Source organism: Dactylosporangium sucinum (assembly GCF_014647515.1).
Taxonomy (GTDB): Bacteria; Actinomycetota; Actinomycetes; order Mycobacteriales; family Micromonosporaceae; genus Dactylosporangium; species Dactylosporangium sucinum.
Map to the genome: position 1 here is coordinate 20,251 of NZ_BMPI01000027.1, position 20,929 is coordinate 41,179.

The following is a 20,929-nucleotide window of genomic DNA, read 5'->3' on the forward strand; positions in this document are numbered from 1 at the left end:
GGGCCGGCCGCACCGGGTTGCGCGAGGGATCAGCGCAGGTCGAACCGGTCGAGTTCCATGACCTTGGTCCAGGCCGCGACGAAGTCCTCGACGAACTGCTCGCGGGCGTCCTCGCTGGCGTAGACCTCGGCCAGGGCCCGCAGCTGCGAGTTGGAGCCGAAGATGAGGTCGACCGCGGTGGCCGTCCACCTGACGTCGCCGGTGGCGACGTCGCGGATCTCGTAGACGTTCTCGTCGGACTCCGACGCCTTCCACCGGGTGCCCGGGGAGAGCAGGTTGGCGAAGAAGTCGTTGGTGAGCACGCCCGGCCGGTCGGTGAGCACGCCGTGGGACGTGCCGCCGGCGTTGGCGCCGAGGGCGCGCAGGCCGCCGAGCAGGACGGTCATCTCCGGCGCCGTGAGGTTGAGCATGTAGGCGCGGTCGACCAGCAGCACCTCCGGCTGCAGTTTCTCACCGGCGCTCAGGTAGTTGCGGAACCCGTCGGCACGCGGCTGCAGGACCGCGGCGGACTCGACGTCGGTCTGCTCCTGGGTGGCGTCGGTGCGGCCCGGGTGGAACGGCACGGTCACCGCGAACCCGGCGTCCCGCGCGGCCTGCTCGACCGCGGCCGAGCCGGCCAGCACGATGAGGTCGGCGAGCGAGACCCGCGCGCCGCCGGCCGCGTTGAACTCCCGCTGGATGCCCTCGAGGGTGTCCAGCACCGTGGCGAGCTGCTCCGGCTGGTTGACCGCCCAGCCGCGCTGCGGCTCGAGCCGGATCCGGGCGCCGTTGGCGCCGCCGCGCTTGTCGGTGTACCGGAAGCTGGCCGCGGAGGCCCAGGCGGTGCCGACCAGCTGGGCGGTCGTCAGGCCGGACTCCAGCACCTTGGCCTTGAGGGCGGCGACGTCGGCGTCACCCACGAGCGGGTGGTCGACCGCCGGCACCGGGTCCTGCCACAGCTGCGCCTCCGGGACCCACGGGCCCAGGAACCGGCTGACCGGGCCCATGTCGCGGTGCAGCAGCTTGTACCAGGCCTTGGCGAACGCGAGGGCGAACGCGTCGGGGTCGGCCATGAAGCGGCGGGAGATCTGCTCGTACACCGGGTCGACGCGCAGCGACAGGTCGGTCGTGAGCATCGTCGGCTTGCGCTTCCTGGCCGGGTCGAAGGGGTCGGGGATGATCGCCTCGGCGTCCTTGGCGACCCACTGCTTGGCGCCGCCCGGGCTGGTGGTGAGCTCCCACTCGTAGCCGAAGAGGATCTCGAAGAACCGGTTGCTCCACTGGGTCGGCCGGTCGGTCCAGGTCACCTCGAGCCCGCTGGTGATCGCGTCGGCGCCCGCGCCGCTGCCGTGGCTGCTCAGCCAGCCGAGGCCCTGCGCCTCCAGCGGGGCGGCCTCGGGCTCCGGGCCCACGTGGTCGTCGGCGACGCCGGCGCCGTGGGTCTTGCCGAAGGTGTGGCCGCCGGCGATGAGGGCGACGGTCTCCTCGTCGTTCATCGCCATCCGGGCGAAGGTCTCGCGGATGAAGTGCGCGGCCTGGACCGGGTCGGCGTTGCCGCGGGGACCCTCCGGGTTGACGTAGATGAGGCCCATCTCGGTGGCGCCGACGCCGGACACCATCTCCTTCTCGGAGACATACCGCTCGTCACCCAGCCAGGCGTCCTCCGGGCCCCAGAAGATCTCCTCCGGCTCCCACACGTCCTCGCGGCCGAACCCGAAGCCGAAGGTCTTGAAGCCCATCGACTCCAGGGCGACGTTCCCGGCGAGCACGAGCAGGTCGGCCCACGAGATCTTCTGCCCGTACTTCTGCTTCACCGGCCACAGCAGCCGGCGCGCCTTGTCGAGGTTGGCGTTGTCGGGCCAGCTGTTCAGCGGGGCGAACCGCTGCCCGCCGTCGCCGGCGCCGCCGCGCCCGTCGCTGATGCGGTAGGTGCCCGCGGCGTGCCAGCTCATCCGGATCATCAGCCCGCCGTAGTGCCCGAAGTCGGCCGGCCACCAGTCCTGCGAGGTGGTGAGCACCTGGACGATGTCCCGCTTGAGCGCCTCGACGTCGAGCCTGCGGAACTCCTCGGCGTAGCTGAACCCCGGCCGCAGCGGGTTGCTCTTGGACGAGTGGGCGTGCAGCACGGAGAGGTCGAGCTGGTTGGGCCACCAGTCCCGGTTGGTGCGCGGCCGGATGCCGGTCTTCGGGGTCGGCGAGTCGATCGCCGGGTTCTCGCTGTCGCTGCCGTGCGCGGTCACGGAGTCGTGCGCGACCGGGCAGCGGTCTTGGGTGTCGCTCATCGGCTTCCTTCCGAAGTTGGCGAATGCATGCAGTCGGGGCAGCGGCCCCAATAGACGACTTCCGCCTCGTCGGCCACGAAGCCGTGGCCGTCCGAGGCGGTGAGACAGGGAGCGTGGCCGGCGGCGCAGTCGACGTCCGCGATCGCGCCACAGGAACGGCACACGACATGGTGATGGTTGTCCCCGACCCGGGACTCGTAACGGGCGGTCGTCCCGGCCGGCTCGATGCGCCGCACCAGCCCGGCGCTCGTGAGCGCCCGCAGCACATCGTAGACCGCCTGGTGGGACACCGCGGGATGATCCGCGCGGACGAGGCCGATGACCGTGTCGGTGTCGACGTGCGGATGCGCCCGCACGGCCGCGAGCACGGCCACGCGCGGCCGGGTCACCCGCAGGGAGACCGCCCGCAGCTGGGCCGCGCAGTCGAACGCCACTCCCCCAACATAGGCCGCATTCTGGAACGGTTCAAGTTTTGGAAGGCCGTGTCCGCATACATATTCCCCCGAATCGGACAGGCGGGCCCGGAGCACACGCCGGCCACGGGGTCCGTCCGCGGGGCCCGACACCGGCGGAGCGGGCGGGGCTGCCCGCCCGCTCCGCCGGCGACGTCAGCGCTGGACGCGGGCGCCCGCGCCGCGCACCAGGGACTCCACCTCGCGCAGCGACGCCATCGACGTGTCGCCCGGGGTGGTCATGGCCAGGGCGCCGTGCGCGGCGCCGTACTCCACCGCCGTCTGGACGTCGCCGGTCGTCAGCAGGCCGTAGATCAGGCCCGAGGCGAAGCTGTCGCCGCCGCCCACCCGGTCCAGGATCTCCAGGGCCGGGCGGTGGGTGGCCTGGACGAACTTGCCGTCCGCATACGCCACCGCGCCCCAGTCGTTCACCGTCGCGCTGCGGACCGTGCGCAGCGTCGTGGCCACCACGGCGAAGTTCGGATACGTCTGGACGGCCTTGGCGATCATCTGCTCGAAGCCGCGCACGTCCAGGTCGGTCAGGGACTCGTCGACGCCCGGGACCTCCAGGCCCAGGCAGGCCGTGAAGTCCTCCTCGTTGCCGATCATCACGTTGACGTAGCGGGCCAGGCGGCGGTTGACCTCCTGGGCGCGCTCCTTGCCGCCGATGCTCTTCCACAGGCTCGGGCGGTAGTTCAGGTCGTAGGAGACGATCGTGCCGTGGCGGTGGGCGGCCTCCATCGCCGCCTCGACGACGTCCGGGGTGGTGTCGGACAGCGCCGCGTAGATGCCGCCCGTGTGCAGCCAGCGCACGCCGAGCGTGCCGAAGAGGTGGTCCCAGTCGACCGAGTCGGGGCGCAGCTGGCTGGCGGCGCTCAGGCCGCGGTCGGAGACGCCGACGGCGCCCCGCACGCCGAAGCCGCGCTCGGTGAAGTTGAGGCCGTTGCGGACGGTGCGGCCGACGCCGTCGTCCTTCGCCCACTGGACGAACGACGTGTCGACGCCGCCCTGCAGCACAAGGTCCTCCAGCAGGCGGCCCACCTCGTTGTCCACGAAGGCGGTGACCACCGCGGTGCGCAGGCCGAAGCAGCGGCGCAGGCCGCGGGCCACGTTGTACTCGCCGCCGCCCTCCCAGGCGCGAAACTGCCGGGCCGTGCGGATGCGGCCCTCGCCCGGGTCGAGGCGGAGCATGATCTCGCCGAGGGAGACGGCGTCGAACCGGCACTCCCCGGCCGGGCGGATCTGCAGCATCAGCGCTCCTTGCGCGAGTCGGCGGCGACCGCCACGGCGGCGGCGGTCCGGCGGGTGACCTCGGCCCAGTCGCGGGCGGCGAGCAGGTCGGGCGCGACCATCCAGGTGCCGCCGACGGCGAGCACGGACGGCAGCGCGAGGTAGGCGGGCAGCTGCGCGCTGGTGATCCCGCCGGTCGGGATGAACCGCATGTCGCGGAACGGCGCGGCGAGTGCCTGCACCATCGGCGCGCCGCCCAGCGGCTCGGCCGGGAAGAACTTGACGGTGCGCAGCCCGGCGTCGACCGCCATCTGGATCTCGGTGGCGGTGGCGGCGCCCGGATACACGGGCACGCCCGCGCCGGCGCACTGCCGCACGACGGCGGGGCCGAAGCCGGGCGAGACCACGAACCGGGCCCCGGCGTCGAGGGCGCGGCCGGCCTGCTCGACGGTCAGCACCGTGCCGGCGCCGACGAGCAGCTCCGGATATCGGGCCATGGCGGCGATCGCCGCGGCGGCGGCGTCCGTGCGGAAGGTCACCTCGACGCAGCGCAGCCCGCCCGCGAGCAGGGCCTCGGCGAGCGGGGCGGCGTCGGCGGCGTCCTGCAGCACCACAACGGGGACGAGGCCGCCGGCGGCGATGGCTTGTTCAGTGTCGTGAACGTCGGTCACGTATGTGAACATAGGAGCCATGACACAGCCGGTCAAGTCAGCCGACCGAACCCTGGAGATCCTCGAGGTGCTCGCCGCGAACGGCCCGCGCACACTCGGCGACCTCGCGCGCGACCTCGGCATCCCGAAGAGCAGCCTGCACGGCATCCTGCGCACCATTGCCCAGCGCGGCTGGATCGAAACCGACCCGACCGGCACCCGCTTCGGACTCGGCCTGACCGCGCTGCGGGTCGGCGCCGCCTACCTCGACACCGACGACGTCGTCGCCCTGCTCGGCACGGCCCTCGACGAGCTGTCGGCCGCGTTCGGCGAGACCGTCCACCTGGGCCGGCTCGACGGCGCCGACGTCGTCTACGTCGCCAAGCGGGAGTCGAAGCACCCGCTGCGGCTGTACTCGGCGATCGGGCGGCACCTGCCCGCCCATGCGACGGCGCTGGGCAAGGCGCTGCTGGCCGGCCTGCCGCCGGCCGTGGTCGACGCCGCCCTGCCCGGGCCGCTGCCCCGCCTGACCGCGCGCACGATCACCGACCGCGGCGCGCTGCACGCCGAGCTGGACGCGGTCCGCGAGCGCGGCTACGCGGTCGACAACGGCGAGAACACCGACGGGATCGTGTGCGTCGCCCGGGCGCTGCCGCTGAGCGACCCGCCGGCCGACGCGATCAGCGTCTCCGTCCCGCAGAGCCGGGTCGGCCCGGACACCGTGGCGGCGGTCGCGGCCGCCCTCGGCACGGCCGTCGACCGCCTCACCGCCGCGAGCGGCCTGCTGCGGTGACCCCCAGCCGTCGCAGGCCGTCGGGCGTGCGGCGGGCGTTATGGTGCGGCGATGGAGCTGCACCGCCGGCGGGCCGGCCGGCTCGTCCTCGGCGTGGCGATCCTGGTCGTCGGCGTGCTCGGCCTCGGCCTGCTCGCCGCGTCCGCGCAGGCCGGGGACACGCTCTACATCGTGCTCTTCGGGCTCGCCGCCGCGCTGTACCTCGGCGCCGGCGTCGCCGTGCTCCGGTGGGCCCGGGCGCCGTTCCGCTGCCACATCGGCGCCGAGGGGCTCACGCTGCGCGACGGCGGCGCCGACCGGCTCGTGCCGTGGTCCGAGGTCGAGGCCGTCGTCATCGACCAGCGGCCGCCGAGCCGGCAGGAGCAGACCGAGCCCCAGCTGTCGCTCGTCCTGCGGGATCGGCCGGATCCGGTGGTACTGCTGCATCTCCTGGACGTGCGGGAACCGCGCGCCGCCATCGCGGCGGCCCTGCGCGCGCACGCCGGGGACCGGTTCCAGGACCGGCTCGCGATGCTCCAGGAGCACATCGCCGGCCTGCGGTTCGACACGGTGTCGCGCGGCTACGACCCCCAGCAGGTCGACGCGCTGCTGGCCGAGGCGCAGCGGATGGTGGACGTCGTGCTGCGGGTCCCCCGGCTCATGGCGCGGCGCTTCCTCGAGGACGCCGACCTGCGCACCACCGAGCCCGGCTACGACCCCGGCCAGGTCGACGCCGCCTTCCGGGCCCTCGCCCCGCGGCTGGCCCGCACCGCCCGCGAGGAGTGACGGGCCGGGCGGGACCCGCCGTCACCCCGCGCGGGTACGCCGGGCCCGACTGGGTGAACTCGTCGCCGTTGTGCCGCGCCGCCGACGAACGCGTCGATACGTTGCGCTCACAAGCACGCGCCGCGTCCCCGGGGGTGTCGCCGCCATGCCCGCTGGGCTCTCCTCGCCGTTCCTGCTGCTGGTCCAGGCCGTCTGGCTGCTGGCGCCCGGCCTCGTCGCCGGCGCCGAGCTCGCCCGGCGCGACCTGATCGCGCGCTACCTCGTGGTGCCCGTCGCCGGGGTCTTCGGCGCCGTGCTGAGCTACGCCGCCGTGTGGATCTACCTGGCGAGCCGGACGGCCGGCGAGGTCTACAGCTACCTCACCGCCGGGCTCGCCGCGGCCGCCGCGGCCGGGCTCGCGCTGCGCCCCGCCTACCGGCGCCTGCTCGCCACCGTCGACGTCGCCGCGCCGCTGGTCCTGCTGTACCTCCTGACGCTCTTCCTCGTCACGGCCACGTTCGGCTGCACGGTCCGCCCGGTGCTCGGCGCCCTCAACGACGCGTGCCACCTGACCGGCCTGACCGGCGACAACATCCTGCCCCAGCTGTTCGCCGACAACGTGCTGAACGGCCACCCGCGCACCCCGGCCTGGGACTGGCAGCCCAGCGCCCGTCCCCCGCTGCAGTCCGGCGCGGTCCTCATGCAGACCCCGGTCACCGGCCCCGGCCAGTTCCACTTCCTCGGCTACCAGACCCTCGCCGTCCTGCTCCAGGTGCTGTGCCTGCCGGCCGTGTGGGCGCTGCTGCGGATCCTGCGGCTGAGCGGGTACCGGCTCGTCGCCGTGCTCACGATGTTCGTGTTCACCGGCTTCTTCGTGTACAACAGCGTCTTCGTCTGGCCCAAGCTCCTCGCCGCGGGCCTGACCCTGACCGCGTACGCGCTGCTGTTCCACGGCCGTCCGGGCCGCTCGACCTGGGCCCTCGCGGGCGTCGCGGCCGGCGCCGGCCTGGTGGCCCACGCGGGCGTGGCGTTCACCCTGCTGCCGATGGCGTTCCTGCTGCTGCGCCGCCGGCCGGCCGGGCGCCACGCCGGCCTGGCGCTGGCCGGCGCCGTGGCGATGCAGGCGCCGTGGACGGCGTACCAGCGGGTCGTCGACCCGCCCGGCGACCAGTTGCTGAAGTGGCACTTCGCCGGCGTCTGGCAGCCGGCGTACGGCCCGGACCGCCGGTCGCTGACCGAGGTGCTCGCCGACTCGTACGGCAGCCTGAGCGTGGCCGAGATCCTGCACCACAAGTGGACGAACTTCCTGGCCCTGTTCGGCGAGCGGCTGCACGGCCCGCACCTGGCCGGCCCGGGCCCGCTGGGCATCCTGCGCGCGGAGGAGATGTTCTTCGTCCTCTTCGCTCTGGGCGTGTTCAACCTCGCGCTGGTGCCGCTGCTCGCCGCGCCACTGCGCCGGCGGCTGGCCCTGGTCCTCGACCTCCCGGCCCTGAAGCCGATGGCGGCGGTGGCCGGCCTGACCCTGGTGATCTGGCCGCTGCTGCTGTTCGGCCCGGGCGATCCGGGGACCAGCCCGACTGTCTTCCAGGGCTCGTACGCGACGATGGCCCTGCTCTTCGTCGTGCTGGGCGCGGTCCTGACCGTCCTGCCGCGCTGGGCCACCACCGCCCTCGTGGCGGTCAACGTGACCTGGACGACCGCCCTGTGGATCGTGCTCGTGTGGATCCACCACCACGCCCACTGGTCCTACCTGGCGCTGAGCGGCGCGAGCTGGCTGGCGCTGCTGGCCTTCCTCGGGTGGACCGCACGCTGGCTCGACGTGCGCGTCAGGGTCCCGGCCCAGACCCGCCCGGGCATGGTCAGCGTCGCCCCGGCCACGCACCACGCGACCCGCCGCCGCATCGTCCGGGCCCGCCAGCGCGACCCCCACCGCCGCGTCCGCCGCTGACGGCGCGGCCCCGTCCTACGGCCCGCCTATGGCAGCGGCGACGGTGATGGTCTCCATGTCGCGGACGCACGCCTCGATCGCCGCCGGAGGGACGTGGTGGGTGTCGCCGCAGAGATCCAGCAGTACCGTCGAGGGATCGTCCTCGATCGTGAGGAAGAGCCGCTCGTTGGGCCGGTCCTGCCTGGCCATCCAGAAGAACTCGGACTCGGCGCGGGCGGCGCGGATCTGCTCCGCGGTCGGCGGCGGGGCGTCGCCGGGGCCGGGCGGGCGGCGGTCGTTGAAGTAGCAGGCGACGTCGACCTGCGTCTGCTCGAGGAGCGCGTCGAGGTCGTTCGGGTCGTAGTAGGCATGCTTGTACGCGGTGAGCACCCGCCGCGCGGTACGCGCCACGGCCTCGTCGAACGGCAGTCCCGCGACGTCGACGACGCACAGGGCGGGCTGGCTCACCGGGCTGACGGTGCCGGCGAGGGCGCTGCGGAACCGGTTGCTGACCACCACCCGCACCACGACCGGGTGGATGCCGGTGGCGTTGGCGAGGGCCTTGGCGAACGCGGTGAGCAGCACGGTCGTGCGGTCGATGCCGGTGCGCCGGGCGACCGCCCGCGCCGCGAGGAGCAGCGCGCGGGAGGCGAACCCGGCCTGCCAGTGCCGGGGCCGCCGCGGGTCGAGCGCCCCGGGGAATCGCTTCGGCTCGATGTCGCGCAGGATCCGCTCCCAGTGCCGCAGCGCGGCGGCGGACTGCTTCCGCCCGGCGGGCGACCGCTGCCAGGCGGCCTGCTCCAGCGGCGGCATGGCCCCCGGCTCGGGCCGCTCCGGCCGCCCGTCCCGGTGCCACCGCGCGAGCTCGCCGGCGAGCACGAGCCCGCCGTGCCCGTCGTTGACGAGGTGACAGACGACGGTGACCTGATGGGTCGGCACGCCGCCCCGCCGGACGACCGCGGTGCGCACCGGCCAGTCATGCTCGAAGTCGTACGGCGTCTCGTGCAGCCGCCGGCTGACCTGCTCGGGCGACTCGTCGTCGACGATCTCGAGCGGCACCTCCCCGTGATCCGCGAGGACCTGCAGCGGCGGCGCCTGGTCGCGCAGCCGCAGCCGCGTCCGCATGGAGGGGAACCGCTCCAGGATGAACCGCAGCTCCCGGGCGACGTCGCCGACGGTGGTGCCGTGGGCCAGCGGCAGCACGATGCCCATGGGCATCCAGGTCTGCTGGCGGACCATCCCGCCCCACAGCTCCCGCTGCCCCCAGCTGAGCTCGTCGACCCCGCTGCCACGCCCCCGGAACGCCACCATCACGGTCTCCGCCACGCCACTCCCCCGGCCGCCGGACGCATCGACGCCCGGCAGTGTATGGCGCTCCCGGCGTGACCGAACGCGCGCGCCTGCGCGACGCCCGGTCACGCCCGCGTCGGTGGTGAAACTTCCAAGGATTGGGGCGATTCCCGAGGTCCGGGCCGGCGACGGACGGGTCTCTTCACCGGGGTCCGCAGGGCCCCTCCAAGGAGTAGCCGTCGCCTTCGCACCGGGAAGCGCCGCCACAAGCTACGTGCGCCGCGCATTGCGCCGCAAGGCCAATTTGGTCAGTACTCCCGGAGCTCCCACGGCAGGACGAGGCCGGTGTCCGGCGGGTCCGTCCGGGTCAGCTCGCTGCCGTACGACAGGCCGCGGCGGGCAGGCCCGCACGGGCACGGGGGGCGCCGGACCGGCGCTCGGCGCGGATCGGGTAGGGGTCGGTGCGCAGGCTACGGCTCAGCAGCACGCACCGAACCTGTGTAGCAGCCCGGCCGGGCCCGTACCACCGGGTTTCCCGCGGCCCTACAGCAGGTCGGCGACGGCGGCGACGCCGGCCTCGATGGCGCGCTGGGAGGTGTTGCCGAAGCCCAGCACGAGGCACGGCTCCGGGCCGCCCATGCCGTACAGGCCGACGCCGCGCTCGCGGGCCAGCTCGATCACGCGCGCCTCGGATGCGCCGGGCCGCAGGTGCACGACGGCGTGGAAGCCGGCGGCCAGGCCGGTCACCCGCGCGTGCGGGGCGTGGGCGGCCAGGGCGGCGAGGAGGACCTCGCGGCGGGCCGCGTACTCGGCGCGGACCCGGCGCAGGTGCCGGTCGTAGCGGCCCGACTCCAAGAGCGTCGCCAGGGCGAGCTGGTCGACGCCGGGGCTGCCGCGGTCGGCGAGCCGCTTGCCGTGCGCGAGCGCCGGGAGGAGCCGGCCGGGTGCCACGATCCAGCCGAGGCGCAGGGCCGGGGCGAGGGATTTGCTCACGGTACCGAGGGATATGACGCAGTCGGGGGCGAGGCCCTGCAGGGACCCTACCGGTTCCCGGTCGTAGCGGAACTCGGCGTCGTAGTCGTCCTCGACGATGACGCCGCCGCGGGCGCGGGCCCAGGCGATGAGCTCCTGCCGGCGGGGCCCGGACAGCACGACGCCGGTGGGCCACTGGTGGGCCGGGGTGACCAGGACGGCCTTCGCAGCGGTGCGACCGAGAGCGGCGACGTCGAGGCCGTCGCCGTCGACCGGGACCGGCACGGTCGACATCCCGGCGGCCGCGGCCTGCTCGAGGACGGTGGTGCCGGGGCCCGGACGCTCCACGGCGAGGGCGTCGAGGGACAGCGCCCGCAGCACCACGGCCAGCGCCTGCGCCATGCCGGCACAGACGATGACGTGGTCGGGGGTCGCCGTGACCGCCCGCACGCGGGTCAGGTAGGCGACGAGGACCTCGCGGAGGCGGCGCTGGCCGGCCGGGTCGCCGTAGTCGAAGGCGGCGTTCGGCATGGTGCGGCAGGCCTCGCGCACGGCCCAGGCCCAGTCCTCGCGGGGAACGAGGCCGAGGTCGGGAACGCCGGTGCGGAAGTCGGCGATGCCGGGGCGCCGCGGCGGCGACGCAGCCGGGCGCGGCACCGGGACGACGCCGACCGCACCCGCCGCGACCCGGGTGGCGGAGCCGGCGCGGCTGGTGAGGTACCCCTCGGCCTGCAGCTGCGCGTAGCAGTCCTGGACCAGGCCGCGGGACAGGCCCAGCGCCCGGGCCAGCTCGCGGGACGACGGCAGCCGCTCCCCGCCGGCCAGCCGCCCCGCGCGGATGGCCGCCCGCAGCTGCTCCTCCAGCTGCGTCCGCAGCCCGGTCCCGCCGCTGCGGTCGATCGTGACGAGCAGCTCCGGACCCGAACCGGCCCACTCCACAGCCATAAAACTGGACCTTATCAGTGACCCGGTTCGCCCCTAGCGTCATCGGCATGCGCCTCGACACCGCACCCCGCCTGGTCACACCGCCGCTGCTGCTGCGGCTCGTCTCCGTCGTCGCCGCGTCGATCGGCTTCTACCTCCCGCTGTCCGTGGTCCCGCTGCTCGCCGGGCCGGTCGCCGGCCTCGCCACGGTGTCCCTGCTGGTCGCCACCGTCGCCGTCGAGCTGGTCACGCCGCGGCTGGTGGCCCGGGCCGGCTACCGCTGGTCGCTCGCCGCCGGGCTGGTGCTGCTCGGCGCGCCGACCGTCGTGCTGGCCGTGGACGCGTCGCCGGTCGTGATCGTCGCCGTCAGCGTCCTGCGCGGCGCCGGATTCGCGGTGTGCACCGTGGCCGGCGGCGCGCTCACCGCGACGCTCATCCCGGCCAGCCGGCGCGGCGAGGGGCTCGCCCTGGTCGGGCTGGCCAGCGGGGCGACCAGCCTGCTCGCCCTGCCGGCCGGCGTGTGGGCGGCGGCCCGCTGGGGCTACCCGCCGGTGTTCGTGGCGACCGCCGCGTGCACCCTGCTCGCGCTGCTGTCGGTGCCCGGCCTGCCGCGCCGCACCCCGGCCGCCGGCCACCGCGAGGTGCGGGTCGCCGCGGGCCTGCGCAGCGCGGCGCTGACCCGGCCGGCGCTGATCTTCGCGGCGTCCACGACGGCGATCGGCGTCATCGTGACGTACCTCCCGCTCGCCGCCGCCGGCCTGCCCGCCTGGGTGGCCCCGGCCGCGCTGCTCGCCCAGCCGGCCGCCGCGACCGCCGCCCGCTGGTTCGCCGGCCGGCTCGGCGACCGCCGCGGCCCCGGCCGCCTGCTCACGCCCGGCCTGCTCCTGGCGGCCGCCGGCACGGCCGGCCTGGCCGGTGGCCCGCTGCTGATGGTCGGCGGCGCGCTGCTGCTCGGCGCCGGCTTCGGCGTCCTGCAGAACGCCACGCTGACCCTGATGTACAACCGCGCGCCCGCCGGCGGCGAGAACACGGTCAGCGCCATCTGGAACACCGCCTACGATCTTGGCATGGCCGCGGGGGCGCTGGTTGCCGGGCTGGTCGTCGCCTCGGCCGGCTACCCGGCCACGTTCCTGCTGACCGCCGCCGCGATGCTGCCGGCCCTCGCCCTGATCCGCCGCGACCGTCACCCCTCCGCGGCGTAGCTCATGCCATGCCCGGACCGGCCGATCGCCGCATCCGTCCACGCCCGCGCCGCGTACGCCGGCGCCGCCGGCCGGACAGGCGCCCGGCCGGCGGTGGCGGTACTACTGGTACAGCACGGCGGAGATCTTCGGGTCGTCGATGTTGGCCTTGTCGTACCAGTAGAAGCCGGTGTCGACCGTCTTCGGCAGCGTCTCGCCCTTGATCGCGGCCACCGCCGCCTTCACCGTCTCGTAGCCGATGCCGACCGGGTTCTGGGTGATCGCGCCGGCCATCGTGCCGGCCTTGATCGCGTCGATCTGGTCCTTGCCCGAGTCGAAGCCGACGACCGTCATCTTCCCGGTGAGGCCGCGCTCCTGGACCGCGTGCAGCACGCCGATCGCCGCGCCCTCGTTCGAGCCGTAGATGCCCTTGAGGTCGGGGTTGGCGGTGATGATGGCCTTGGCGAGGTCGGTGGCCTTGAGCGGGTCGCCGCTGTACTGGGTGTCGACGATCTGGATCTTCGGCTCGTTCTTCTTCATGTAGTCCACGAAGCCGTCGCGGCGCTGCACGCCGGTGACGCTGGTCTGGTCGTGGACGACCATGGCGATCTTGCCCTCGTGGCCGATCTTCTCGGCCATGTGCTTGGCGGCCTCGGCCGCGGCGGCGAGGTTGTTCGTGGCGGCGGTCGTGATCGGCACGTCGCTGTCCACGCCGGAGTCGAAGGCGATCACCGGGATCTTGTCGTTCTTCGCCTGCTGCATGAGCGGCCCGGCGGCCTGGCTGTCGATGGCGGCGAAGCCGATCGCGTCGGGCTTCTTGTCGATGACGGTCTGCAGCAGCTGGATCTGCTGCTCGACGTTGCCCTCCTCCTGCGCGCCCTCGAACGTGACGGTCACGTTGAACTCCTTGGCCGCCTGCTCCGCGCCGGCCTTCACGGCCTGCCAGAACTGGTGGCGGAAGCCCTTCGAGATGAGCGCGATGTACGGCTTCTCGTCGCCCCCGCCGGGCTTGTCGGCGGCGTCCGAGCAGGCGCCGAGGGCCACCGTGATCGCGGTCGCGCCGAGCAGCGCGATGAATGCCTTCCTGTGCATCGATCCGACTCCTTCATACGGGGTGTGGGAGGGCCGCGGTCAGGCCCGTTTTCTGCGCAGCATGTCGACGTAGACGGCGACGAGGATCACGCAGCCGACGACGACCGACTGCCATTCCTGCGGTACAGCGGTGACGCGGAGGCCGTTGGTGAGCACGGCGACGATGAGGGCGCCGACGACCGTGCCGGCGATCGAGCCGCGGCCACCCTGCAGCGACGTGCCGCCGATGACGACCGCGGCGATGGCCTCGAGCTCCAGGCCCATCCCGCCGACCGGCTGGGCGGAGCTGAGCCGGCTCGCGGCGAGGACGCCCGCGATGCCGACGAACAGGCCGGCGATCGTGTAGATGGTGAGCTTCCAGCGCACCACGTTGACGCCGGACAGCGCGGTGGCGGCCTCGTTGCTGCCGATCGAGAACGCGTACCGCCCGACGATCGTCTTGCCCAGCACGACCCCCGCCACGACGGTGAGGGTGAGGAAGATGAGCACCCCGAGCGGGAACCGGGCGCCGGGGATCACCGAGAAGTTCATGAGGAGCTGGAAGTCGGGGTGCTCCTTGAAGTAGATCGGCTTCGTACCCGAGATGACGAGCGACAGGCCGGACGCGACGAGCATCATGCCGAGCGTCGCGATGAACGGCGGCAGGCCGAGGACGGACACGTTGAACCCGTTGACGAAGCCGATCAGGCCGCCGAAGAGGATCGCGCCGGTGACCCCGGCCCAGACGGGCCAGCCCCAGTACGTCAGGAACACGCCCGTCATGACGCCGCACAGGATCATGCCGGTGCCGATCGACAGGTCGATGCCGCCGGCCACGATGACGAACGTCGTGCCCAGCGCCAGGATGCCGGTGACGGTCGCCGCCATGAGGATGCCGACGAGGTTGCTCGGCGTGAAGAAGTACGGGCTGGCGAACGAGAAGAACACCAGGATGGCGATCAGGCTGGCGAGTGCGAGCACCTGCTGCACGGAGCCGCGCATCCGGGCGGCGATCGGGCGCTTGACCGGGATCGAGGTCACGTGGTCACCGTTCCTTCGGCTGCCTCGGCGTTGAACCGCGTGGCGTAGTCCATGATGTTTTCCTGGGTTGCGTCGGTGTTGTCGAGGATTGCGGTGATCCGTCCCTGGCACATGACGGCGATGCGGTGCGACATCCGCAGCACCTCGGGCAGCTCGGACGAGATCATGACGATCGCCTTGCCGGCCGCGGCGAGCTCGTCGAGCAGCGCGTAGATCTCGTCCTTCGCGCCGACGTCGATGCCCCGGGTCGGCTCGTCGAAGATGAGCACGTCGCAGTCGCGCACGAGCCACTTCGCGACGACGGTCTTCTGCTGGTTGCCGCCGGACAGGTGCTGCACCAGCTGGCCGGTCGACGGGGTGCGGATGCGCAGCCGGTCGACGTACTCGGTCGCGGTCCGCCCGATCAGCCGGTCGGCGACCAGCCCGAGCGGCGAGGTGAACCGCGGCATCGAGGCGAGCACGACGTTGTCCCGAACGCTGCGGCCGAGCAGCACCCCGTAGCGTTTGCGGTCCTCGGACAGGTACCCGATCCCGGCCCGGGCGGCGTCCGCCGGGCCGGCGATGGCGACCTCACGGCCGTGGACCGCGACCGTGCCGCCCTCCTTGCGGTCGGCGCCGACGATCGCCCGGGCGACCTCGGTGCGCCCGGCGCCCATGAGGCCGGCGAAGCCCAGGATCTCCCCGCGGCGCACCTCGAAGCTGACGTCGCGCAGCAGCGCCCGGGTGCGCAGGCCCCGCACGGACAGCACCGGATCGCCGGTCGCCGCGGCCGCGCGGGGCCGCTGCTCACCGGTGATCGCCCGGCCGACCATCAGCGAGATGACCTCCGGCACCGTGCTCGTGGCGGTGTCGAGCGTGCCGACGTGCCGCCCGTCCCGCAGGACCGTGATCCGGTCGGTGATCTGGGCCAGCTCGTGCATCCGGTGCGAGATGTAGATGACCCCGGTCGCCGGCGTGACGAACCGCCGGATGAGCCCGAACAGGGTGTCGACCTCGGTCTCGTTCAGCGCGGCGGTGGGCTCGTCCATGACCAGCACCCGCGCGTTGAAGCTCAGCGCCTTGGCGATCTCGACCATCTGCTGGCGGGCGACGGTGAGGTCGCCGATCAGGTCGGTGGGTTCCAGCGGCAGCCCGAGCCGGGCGAGCAGCTCCCGGGTGCGCCGGTTGAGCGCCCGCTCGGACAGCACGAACCCGCCGACGCGCGGCTCGCGGCCGATGAAGATGTTCTGCGCGACCGTGAGGTCCGGCATCAGGTTGAGCTCCTGATGGATGATCGAGATGCCGAGCTCCTGCGCGTGACGGGGGTTTCCCGGCGTGTACTGCGAGCCGTCGAGGAAGAACTCGCCCTCGTCGGGCCGGTCGATGCCCGAGAGCAGCTTCATCAGCGTCGACTTGCCGGCGCCGTTCTCACCGACGAGCGCGAGCACCTCGCCGTGGCGCAGCTCCAGGTCGACGCCGTCGAGCGCCTGGACCCCGGGGAAGCGCTTGCTCGCGCCGCTGACCCGCAGCAGGGCCGCCATGTCAGGCACCGCCCCGCGGAGCGCGCGACTGCCAGTAGCCGCCGCCCGGATAGCCGAACTCGAGCAGCGACCGCTCGTGCATCCGCGCGCTGTAGCCGGGCGCCTCGGGCAGCACGTAGTGGCCGTCGAGGACCAGGCAGGGGTCGACGAAGTGCTCGTGCAGGTGGTCGACGTACTCGGTCACGCGGCCGTCGAGCGACCCGGACACGGCGACGAAGTCGAAGATCGACAGGTGCTGGACGAGCTCGCACAGCCCGACACCGCCGGCGTGCGGGCAGACCGGCACGCCGAACTTGTTCGCCATCAGGTAGACGGCGAGGATCTCGTTGACGCCCGCGAGCCGCGCCGAGTCGAGCTGGCAGTAGTCGATCGCGGACGCCTGGAACAGCTGCTTGAACAGCACCCGGTTCATCCCGTGCTCGCCGGTCGCGACCCCGACGGGCGCCACCGCCCGGCGGATGGCGGCGTGGCCGAGGACGTCGTCCGGGCTGGTCGGCTCCTCGATCCACAGTGGACGGAACTCGGCCAGCCGGCCCACCCACTCGATCGCCTGCGGCACGTCCCAGACCTGGTTGGCGTCGATCATCAGGTTCGCGTCCCAGCCGATGACCTCGCGGGCGATCCGCAGCCGCCGCACGTCCTCGGCGAGGTCGCGGCCGACCTTGAGCTTGACGTGCCGGTACCCCGCGTCGACCGCCTCCTTGAGCAGCCGGCGCAGCTTGTCGTCGTCGTAGCCGAGCCAGCCCGCGCTCGTCGTGTAGCACGGGTAGCCGCCCCGCTCGCGCAGCTGCGCGACGCGCGCCGCCCGGGTCGGCTCCATCTCGCGCAGCATGGCGAGCGCCTCGTCGGGCGTCAGGGCGTCGGTGACGTAGCGGAAGTCGGTGGCGGCCACCAGCTCCTCGGGTGACATCTCGGCGAGCAGCCGCCACAGCGGCTTGCCGGCCAGGCGCGCGGCGAGGTCCCACAGCGCGTTCATCACCGCCGCGAGGGCCAGGTGGACGACCCCCTTCTCCGGCCCCAGCCAGCGCAGCTGCGAGTCGGCGCCCAACTCGCGGTACACGGCGCCGAGGTCGCGGCACAGCTCGCCGACGTCCCGCCCGACCAGCGGCAGGGCGCGCTGGCGGACCGCCTCGGCGACCAGGTCGGTGCCGCGGCCGATGGTGAAGGTGAAGCCGTGCCCGGCGAGCCGCGGGTCCTCGGTCTCCAGCACGACGTAGGCCGCCGAGTAGTCGGCGTCGTGGTTCATCGCGTCCGACCCGTCGAGCCGGAGCGACGTCGGGAACCGCACGTCGTGGGTCCGGACTCCGGTGATCGTCGTCATGCGCACACTCCGTCCGCGGCACGGACCGGTTCGATTGATCCGATCTATTGGCGCGGACACTAGCACTGCGATTCCGGAGTCATCTCCCCCGAAAGGCCGGATTCATAGGATGTATTTTGTCGAAGCGCATCGACAAGTCGCGGCTTCTTGCGGCCTTATCGCGCTTTTACGGCAATCGCCGGATACGCGGTGTCACGAAGCGCGGAGTTGACGTTTGTAGACCTCCCATGTCTAATCCGACGATGCGCGGCTAGACATCCGATGGCTCGGGCAGGGAGGCTCGATGATCCGCCATGGGGCACGCGCCGGCACCGCGATCGTGCTGCTCGCGCTCGTCGGCCTCACCGCCTGCAAGGGTCCGGAGGGCACCGGCACCGCCGACGACGCGACCGACTCCGGCGGGCGCATCACGGTCTGGGTCGACCCGCCGCGCCTGCCCGCGGTGGGCGCCTTCCAGCGGGCCCACCCGGAGATCCCGGTCGACGTGATGACGATCAACGGCAACGTCGGCAGCACCGAGCTGCAGCAGAAGTTCGTGCTGTTCAACCAGGCCGGCGAGGGCTGGCCGGACGCCATCTTCTTCCCGTCGAACGACGACATCGCCTGGGCCGCCAACTCGAAGATCAACTACGTCCGGGACCTCACGACCGAGCTGGCCGACGTCATCGACCAGTACGCGCCGGGGTCCATCTCGCAGTGCCGCATCGACGGGCAGTACCGCTGCCTGCGCAACGACGCCGCACCCGACGTGCTGTGGTACGACAAGCAGCTGCTCGCCGAGTGGGGATACCAGCCGCCGGCCACCTGGGAGGACTACGAGCGGCTCAGCCTGCGCGTCGCCGCCGAGCACCCCGGCTACGTCACCGGCTTCCTCGGCGACGCCTACGCTCCCGACCGCTACCTGTGGGCGAGCGGCTGCCCCACCAACGACCGTCTCAGCGAGCGGCAGGTCCACATCAACCTCGCCGACCCGCGCTGCACCCGCGTCCGCGACCTGCTCGACCGGCTCGTCACCGCCGGGGCGGTCGCGTCGACCGGCATCTTCTCGCCCGACTCGACCGACCTCGGCCGCCGGCTCGTGATGAGCCCGGGCGCCGTGTGGTGGGGCAACTTCCTGTTCCGCGACACCTGGAAGGTCCCCGCCGGGCGGATCACCGCCGCCCCGCCGCTGCGCTGGGCCGCCGATCCGAAGCCGTACACCAGCTCGGAGGGCGGCGGGCTGTGGGGCTTCTCCCGCCACATCAAGGGCACCCAGCTGCACAACACGCTGACGTTCGCCCGGTTCGTGGCGTCCGACCCGCGCTGGCAGGTCGAGCTCAGCGTCGGCCTGCCCGGCGTCGTCCCGCTGCAGCAGCGGTGGCTGGACAAGCAGCGCCAGGCCGGGTACCTCGCCGACTTCGACACCGCCGCCGCCGCGTTCGTCCTGGCCAGCACGATCGTGCGGCCGGAGCGCGAGTACACGCGGTACAACACCGGCACCGTGTGGACGCACACCGTGACCCCCGCGCTCACCTCGGGCCGGTCGTTCGCCCGCGCCTGGACGGACTTCGGCGAGCGCCTCGCCGGGGAGGCGCGGGCGTTCGGCTACACCGTCCACGACAGCGCCTGAACCGCTTCCCCGCAGCACGCCCGCGACGAATCGAGACCCGCCAGTGTCGACGTACCGGAGCAGCCAGACCGGCCGATTAGCCCCCAGCCACCCGGTCGGCACCTCAATGCGGCCCGCGCCGCCGCCGTACACGCCCGTGCACGCGGCCGCCCCACCGCCGATGCCCAAGTCCCGCCGGGTCGGCCGGGCGGGACGGGTCGGGCGGCGCGCCGCCGCGCTCCTCGTCCTGCCGTACGTGGTGCTGCTGTTCGTCGGCGGGCTGGTGCCGGTCGGCTACGCGGTCGTCAAGAGCCTGCAGAACGAGTCGGAGACCGGGTTCGGCGGGCTGAGCAGCTACCAGCGGGTGGTGGCCGACCTGCGCTTCGCCGAGACCTTCGGCAACGTGGCGCTGACCCTCGCCATCTGGCTGCCGCTCATGCTGGTCGGCGTCGTCGGGCTGGCGCTGCTCGTCGACGCGAGCTCGGGCCGGTTCGGCGCCGCCATGCGGTTCGTGTACTACCTGCCGGGCGCCCTGGCCGGGGTCGCCAACTTCATGCTGTGGCTGTTCCTGCTCGATCCTGGGCAGAGCCCGATCAAGTTCCTGTGGGACGGTTTCGGGTACCGCACCCTCAACGAGGTGGCGCAGCCGGGCAACCTGCCGTACATCCTGGCCGCCATGCTGTTCTTCCAGGGCGCCGGCACGTGGGTCGTGGTGCTCGGCGGCGGGCTGAACAGCATCCCCGACGAGCTGCTGGAGGCGGCCCGGCTGGACGGTGCGGGCGCGTGGGGCGTCGCGTGGCGGGTCAAGCTGCCGATGATCCGGCCGTGGCTGGGCTACCTGACGCTGCTCAACCTGGCCTACGGCTTCCAGCTGTTCCTGGAGCCGCAGGTGCTCAGCCAGGTCACCCACGGGCTGATCGCGCCGCAGTGGACGCCCAACCAGCTCAGCTTCTCCTACGCGTACCAGATCCTCGACACCCCCATGGCCGCCGCCATGTCGGTGATCCTGCTGGCCATCACGCTCGGCGTCGGCCTGCTGGTCGTGCGCCGCAGCGGCCTCTTCGACGACGAACGGTGACGACGATGCGTCCTTCCCTCGGCCGCGCCGGCCGGATCGTGACCCTGCTGGTCGTCGCGGCCACCTTCGCGTACCCCGTCGCCGCGTTCGCGCTCGTCGCGCTGCGCCGCGACGACGGCACCGGCCCGGCCGGCCTGGGACTGGGCAACGCGCGGGACAGCTGGCAGACGGTGCTGCGGTTCAACGACGGGGTCCTGCTCAGCTGGCTCGGCAACTCGCTCATCGTGGCCACGGGCGGCGCGGTCGTGGCGGTCGTCGCCGGGCTGCCGGCCGGCTATGCCCTCGCCCGGCTGAGCTTCCCCGGCCGGCGGCTGCTGCGGTTCTGCACGCTCCTGACGATGGTCGTGCCGAACACCGTGCTGGTGATCCCGCTGTACCTCGAGGTGAGCGCGGCCGGCGCGGTGAACAACATCTGGATCGTGGCCCTGCTCATGGGCTTCTACCCGTTCGGCGTCTACCTGACGTACATCCACTACAAGACCACCCTGCCCGTACCCGTCCTCGAAGCGGCCCGCATCGACGGCCTGTCGGAGGCGGACATCTTCCGCCGCATCGCCCTGCCGGCGGCGAAGCCGGCGGTGGCCCTGGTCGGGTTCTTCAGCTTCGTGGCCAACTGGACCAACTTCTTCCTGCCGCTCGTCCTGCTGCCGCTGTCGTCCAGCACGACGATCTCGGTGGGGCTGCCGCAGCTGGTGTCGTCCAGCCCGCTGTTCGACCCGACCAACACGGCCGGGCTGGACGTGCGCCTGTACGCCCCGCAGCTGGCCGTGGCCACGTTCGTCACGGCCGCGCCGGTGATCGCCGTGTTCGTGATCGCGCAGCGCGCCCTGACCCGCGGCCAGATGCTCGGCGCCGGCCGCTGACGCGGGTCAGACACCCGCCACCC

At 73.1% G+C, this 20,929-nt stretch carries 17 protein-coding genes; 7 read left to right on the forward strand and 10 right to left on the reverse strand.

Features of this window, described 5'->3' with window-relative positions:
• Window positions 1-29: 29 nt before the first annotated feature.
• The 4 genes from katG to eda form a co-directional block, all read right to left on the reverse strand.
• On the reverse strand, window positions 30-2,261 hold the full coding sequence (gene katG / locus IEZ31_RS26175; protein WP_190252631.1) for a catalase/peroxidase HPI: 2,232 nt from the start codon (window positions 2,259-2,261) through the stop codon (window positions 30-32).
• Window positions 2,258-2,695, reverse strand: coding sequence for a Fur family transcriptional regulator (locus IEZ31_RS26180; RefSeq protein WP_190252632.1), 438 nt, complete (start codon window positions 2,693-2,695; stop codon window positions 2,258-2,260). The genes katG and IEZ31_RS26180 overlap by 4 nt, the downstream gene beginning before the upstream one ends.
• Before the next feature lie 174 nt (window positions 2,696-2,869).
• Window positions 2,870-3,964: a sugar kinase gene (locus IEZ31_RS26185; protein ID WP_190252633.1), complete on the reverse strand. Its 1,095-nt coding sequence runs from the start codon at window positions 3,962-3,964 to the stop codon at window positions 2,870-2,872.
• Window positions 3,964-4,614 (reverse strand): bifunctional 4-hydroxy-2-oxoglutarate aldolase/2-dehydro-3-deoxy-phosphogluconate aldolase, encoded by a 651-nt coding sequence (eda, locus tag IEZ31_RS26190; RefSeq protein ID WP_229835853.1) that lies wholly within the window; start codon window positions 4,612-4,614, stop codon window positions 3,964-3,966. Before eda ends, IEZ31_RS26185 begins: the two co-directional genes overlap by 1 nt.
• A gap of 19 nt (window positions 4,615-4,633) precedes the next feature.
• Between eda and IEZ31_RS26195 the strand changes: the two genes are divergently transcribed.
• The 3 genes from IEZ31_RS26195 (at window position 4,634) to IEZ31_RS26205 (ending at window position 8,078) form a co-directional block, all read left to right on the forward strand.
• Entirely contained in the window at window positions 4,634-5,386 is a 753-nt protein-coding gene (locus tag IEZ31_RS26195; protein WP_190252635.1) for an IclR family transcriptional regulator, read from the forward strand.
• Window positions 5,387-5,437: 51 nt separating this feature from the next.
• Window positions 5,438-6,151, forward strand: coding sequence for a DivIVA domain-containing protein (locus IEZ31_RS26200; protein WP_190252636.1), 714 nt, complete (start codon window positions 5,438-5,440; stop codon window positions 6,149-6,151).
• A gap of 145 nt (window positions 6,152-6,296) precedes the next feature.
• Entirely contained in the window at window positions 6,297-8,078 is a 1,782-nt protein-coding gene (locus tag IEZ31_RS26205) for a hypothetical protein (protein ID WP_190252637.1), read from the forward strand.
• 15 nt (window positions 8,079-8,093) lie between these two features.
• On the opposite strand, the gene IEZ31_RS26210 is transcribed toward IEZ31_RS26205, so the two are convergent.
• Window positions 8,094-9,383, reverse strand: a complete 1,290-nt coding sequence (locus IEZ31_RS26210; RefSeq protein WP_190252638.1) for a condensation domain-containing protein — start codon at window positions 9,381-9,383, stop codon at window positions 8,094-8,096.
• Between the two features lie 507 nt (window positions 9,384-9,890).
• Window positions 9,891-11,264, reverse strand: coding sequence for a MocR-like pyridoxine biosynthesis transcription factor PdxR (pdxR, locus tag IEZ31_RS26215; protein ID WP_190252639.1), 1,374 nt, complete (start codon window positions 11,262-11,264; stop codon window positions 9,891-9,893).
• Between the two features lie 47 nt (window positions 11,265-11,311).
• Here pdxR and IEZ31_RS26220 point away from each other — a divergent pair, with 47 nt between their 5' ends.
• A complete protein-coding gene (locus tag IEZ31_RS26220) occupies window positions 11,312-12,445 on the forward strand; it encodes an MFS transporter (RefSeq protein WP_190252640.1) in 1,134 nt (377 codons plus the stop codon).
• Between the two features lie 102 nt (window positions 12,446-12,547).
• On the opposite strand, the gene IEZ31_RS26225 is transcribed toward IEZ31_RS26220, so the two are convergent.
• From IEZ31_RS26225 to IEZ31_RS26240, 4 genes are read right to left on the reverse strand one after another with little or no spacing between them, the layout of a single operon-like run.
• Window positions 12,548-13,516 (reverse strand): ABC transporter substrate-binding protein, encoded by a 969-nt coding sequence (locus tag IEZ31_RS26225; protein ID WP_190252641.1) that lies wholly within the window; start codon window positions 13,514-13,516, stop codon window positions 12,548-12,550.
• 39 nt (window positions 13,517-13,555) lie between these two features.
• Entirely contained in the window at window positions 13,556-14,536 is a 981-nt protein-coding gene (locus IEZ31_RS26230; protein WP_229835854.1) for an ABC transporter permease, read from the reverse strand.
• A complete protein-coding gene (locus IEZ31_RS26235; RefSeq protein ID WP_190252642.1) occupies window positions 14,533-16,056 on the reverse strand; it encodes a sugar ABC transporter ATP-binding protein in 1,524 nt (507 codons plus the stop codon). Before IEZ31_RS26235 ends, IEZ31_RS26230 begins: the two co-directional genes overlap by 4 nt.
• Before the next feature lies 1 nt (window position 16,057).
• Window positions 16,058-17,377, reverse strand: coding sequence for an L-fuconate dehydratase (locus IEZ31_RS26240; RefSeq protein ID WP_190252643.1), 1,320 nt, complete (start codon window positions 17,375-17,377; stop codon window positions 16,058-16,060).
• Window positions 17,378-17,660: 283 nt separating this feature from the next.
• On the opposite strand from IEZ31_RS26240, the gene IEZ31_RS26245 reads away from it, so the two are divergent.
• The 3 genes from IEZ31_RS26245 to IEZ31_RS26255 are packed head-to-tail and all read left to right on the forward strand — an operon-like array spanning window position 17,661 to window position 20,906.
• Window positions 17,661-18,986, forward strand: coding sequence for an ABC transporter substrate-binding protein (locus tag IEZ31_RS26245; RefSeq protein ID WP_190252644.1), 1,326 nt, complete (start codon window positions 17,661-17,663; stop codon window positions 18,984-18,986).
• 43 nt (window positions 18,987-19,029) lie between these two features.
• Window positions 19,030-20,043, forward strand: a complete 1,014-nt coding sequence (locus IEZ31_RS26250) for a carbohydrate ABC transporter permease (RefSeq protein ID WP_190252645.1) — start codon at window positions 19,030-19,032, stop codon at window positions 20,041-20,043.
• Window positions 20,044-20,048: 5 nt separating this feature from the next.
• Entirely contained in the window at window positions 20,049-20,906 is an 858-nt protein-coding gene (locus IEZ31_RS26255; protein ID WP_190252646.1) for a carbohydrate ABC transporter permease, read from the forward strand.
• Window positions 20,907-20,929: the final 23 nt, after the last annotated feature.

Coding starts and splice junctions, on each gene's coding strand:
- katG (WP_190252631.1), bottom strand. CDS start 2,261: ATGAGCGACACCCAAGACCGCTGCCCGGTCGCGCACGACTCCGTGACC.
- IEZ31_RS26185 (WP_190252633.1), bottom strand. CDS start 3,964: ATGCTGCAGATCCGCCCGGCCGGGGAGTGCCGGTTCGACGCCGTCTCC.
- IEZ31_RS26195 (WP_190252635.1), top strand. CDS start 4,634: ATGACACAGCCGGTCAAGTCAGCCGACCGAACCCTGGAGATCCTCGAG.
- IEZ31_RS26200 (WP_190252636.1), top strand. CDS start 5,438: ATGGAGCTGCACCGCCGGCGGGCCGGCCGGCTCGTCCTCGGCGTGGCG.
- IEZ31_RS26205 (WP_190252637.1), top strand. CDS start 6,297: ATGCCCGCTGGGCTCTCCTCGCCGTTCCTGCTGCTGGTCCAGGCCGTC.
- pdxR (WP_190252639.1), bottom strand. CDS start 11,264: ATGGCTGTGGAGTGGGCCGGTTCGGGTCCGGAGCTGCTCGTCACGATC.
- IEZ31_RS26220 (WP_190252640.1), top strand. CDS start 11,312: ATGCGCCTCGACACCGCACCCCGCCTGGTCACACCGCCGCTGCTGCTG.
- IEZ31_RS26225 (WP_190252641.1), bottom strand. CDS start 13,516: ATGCACAGGAAGGCATTCATCGCGCTGCTCGGCGCGACCGCGATCACG.
- IEZ31_RS26235 (WP_190252642.1), bottom strand. CDS start 16,056: ATGGCGGCCCTGCTGCGGGTCAGCGGCGCGAGCAAGCGCTTCCCCGGG.
- IEZ31_RS26240 (WP_190252643.1), bottom strand. CDS start 17,377: ATGACGACGATCACCGGAGTCCGGACCCACGACGTGCGGTTCCCGACG.
- IEZ31_RS26245 (WP_190252644.1), top strand. CDS start 17,661: ATGATCCGCCATGGGGCACGCGCCGGCACCGCGATCGTGCTGCTCGCG.
- IEZ31_RS26255 (WP_190252646.1), top strand. CDS start 20,049: ATGCGTCCTTCCCTCGGCCGCGCCGGCCGGATCGTGACCCTGCTGGTC.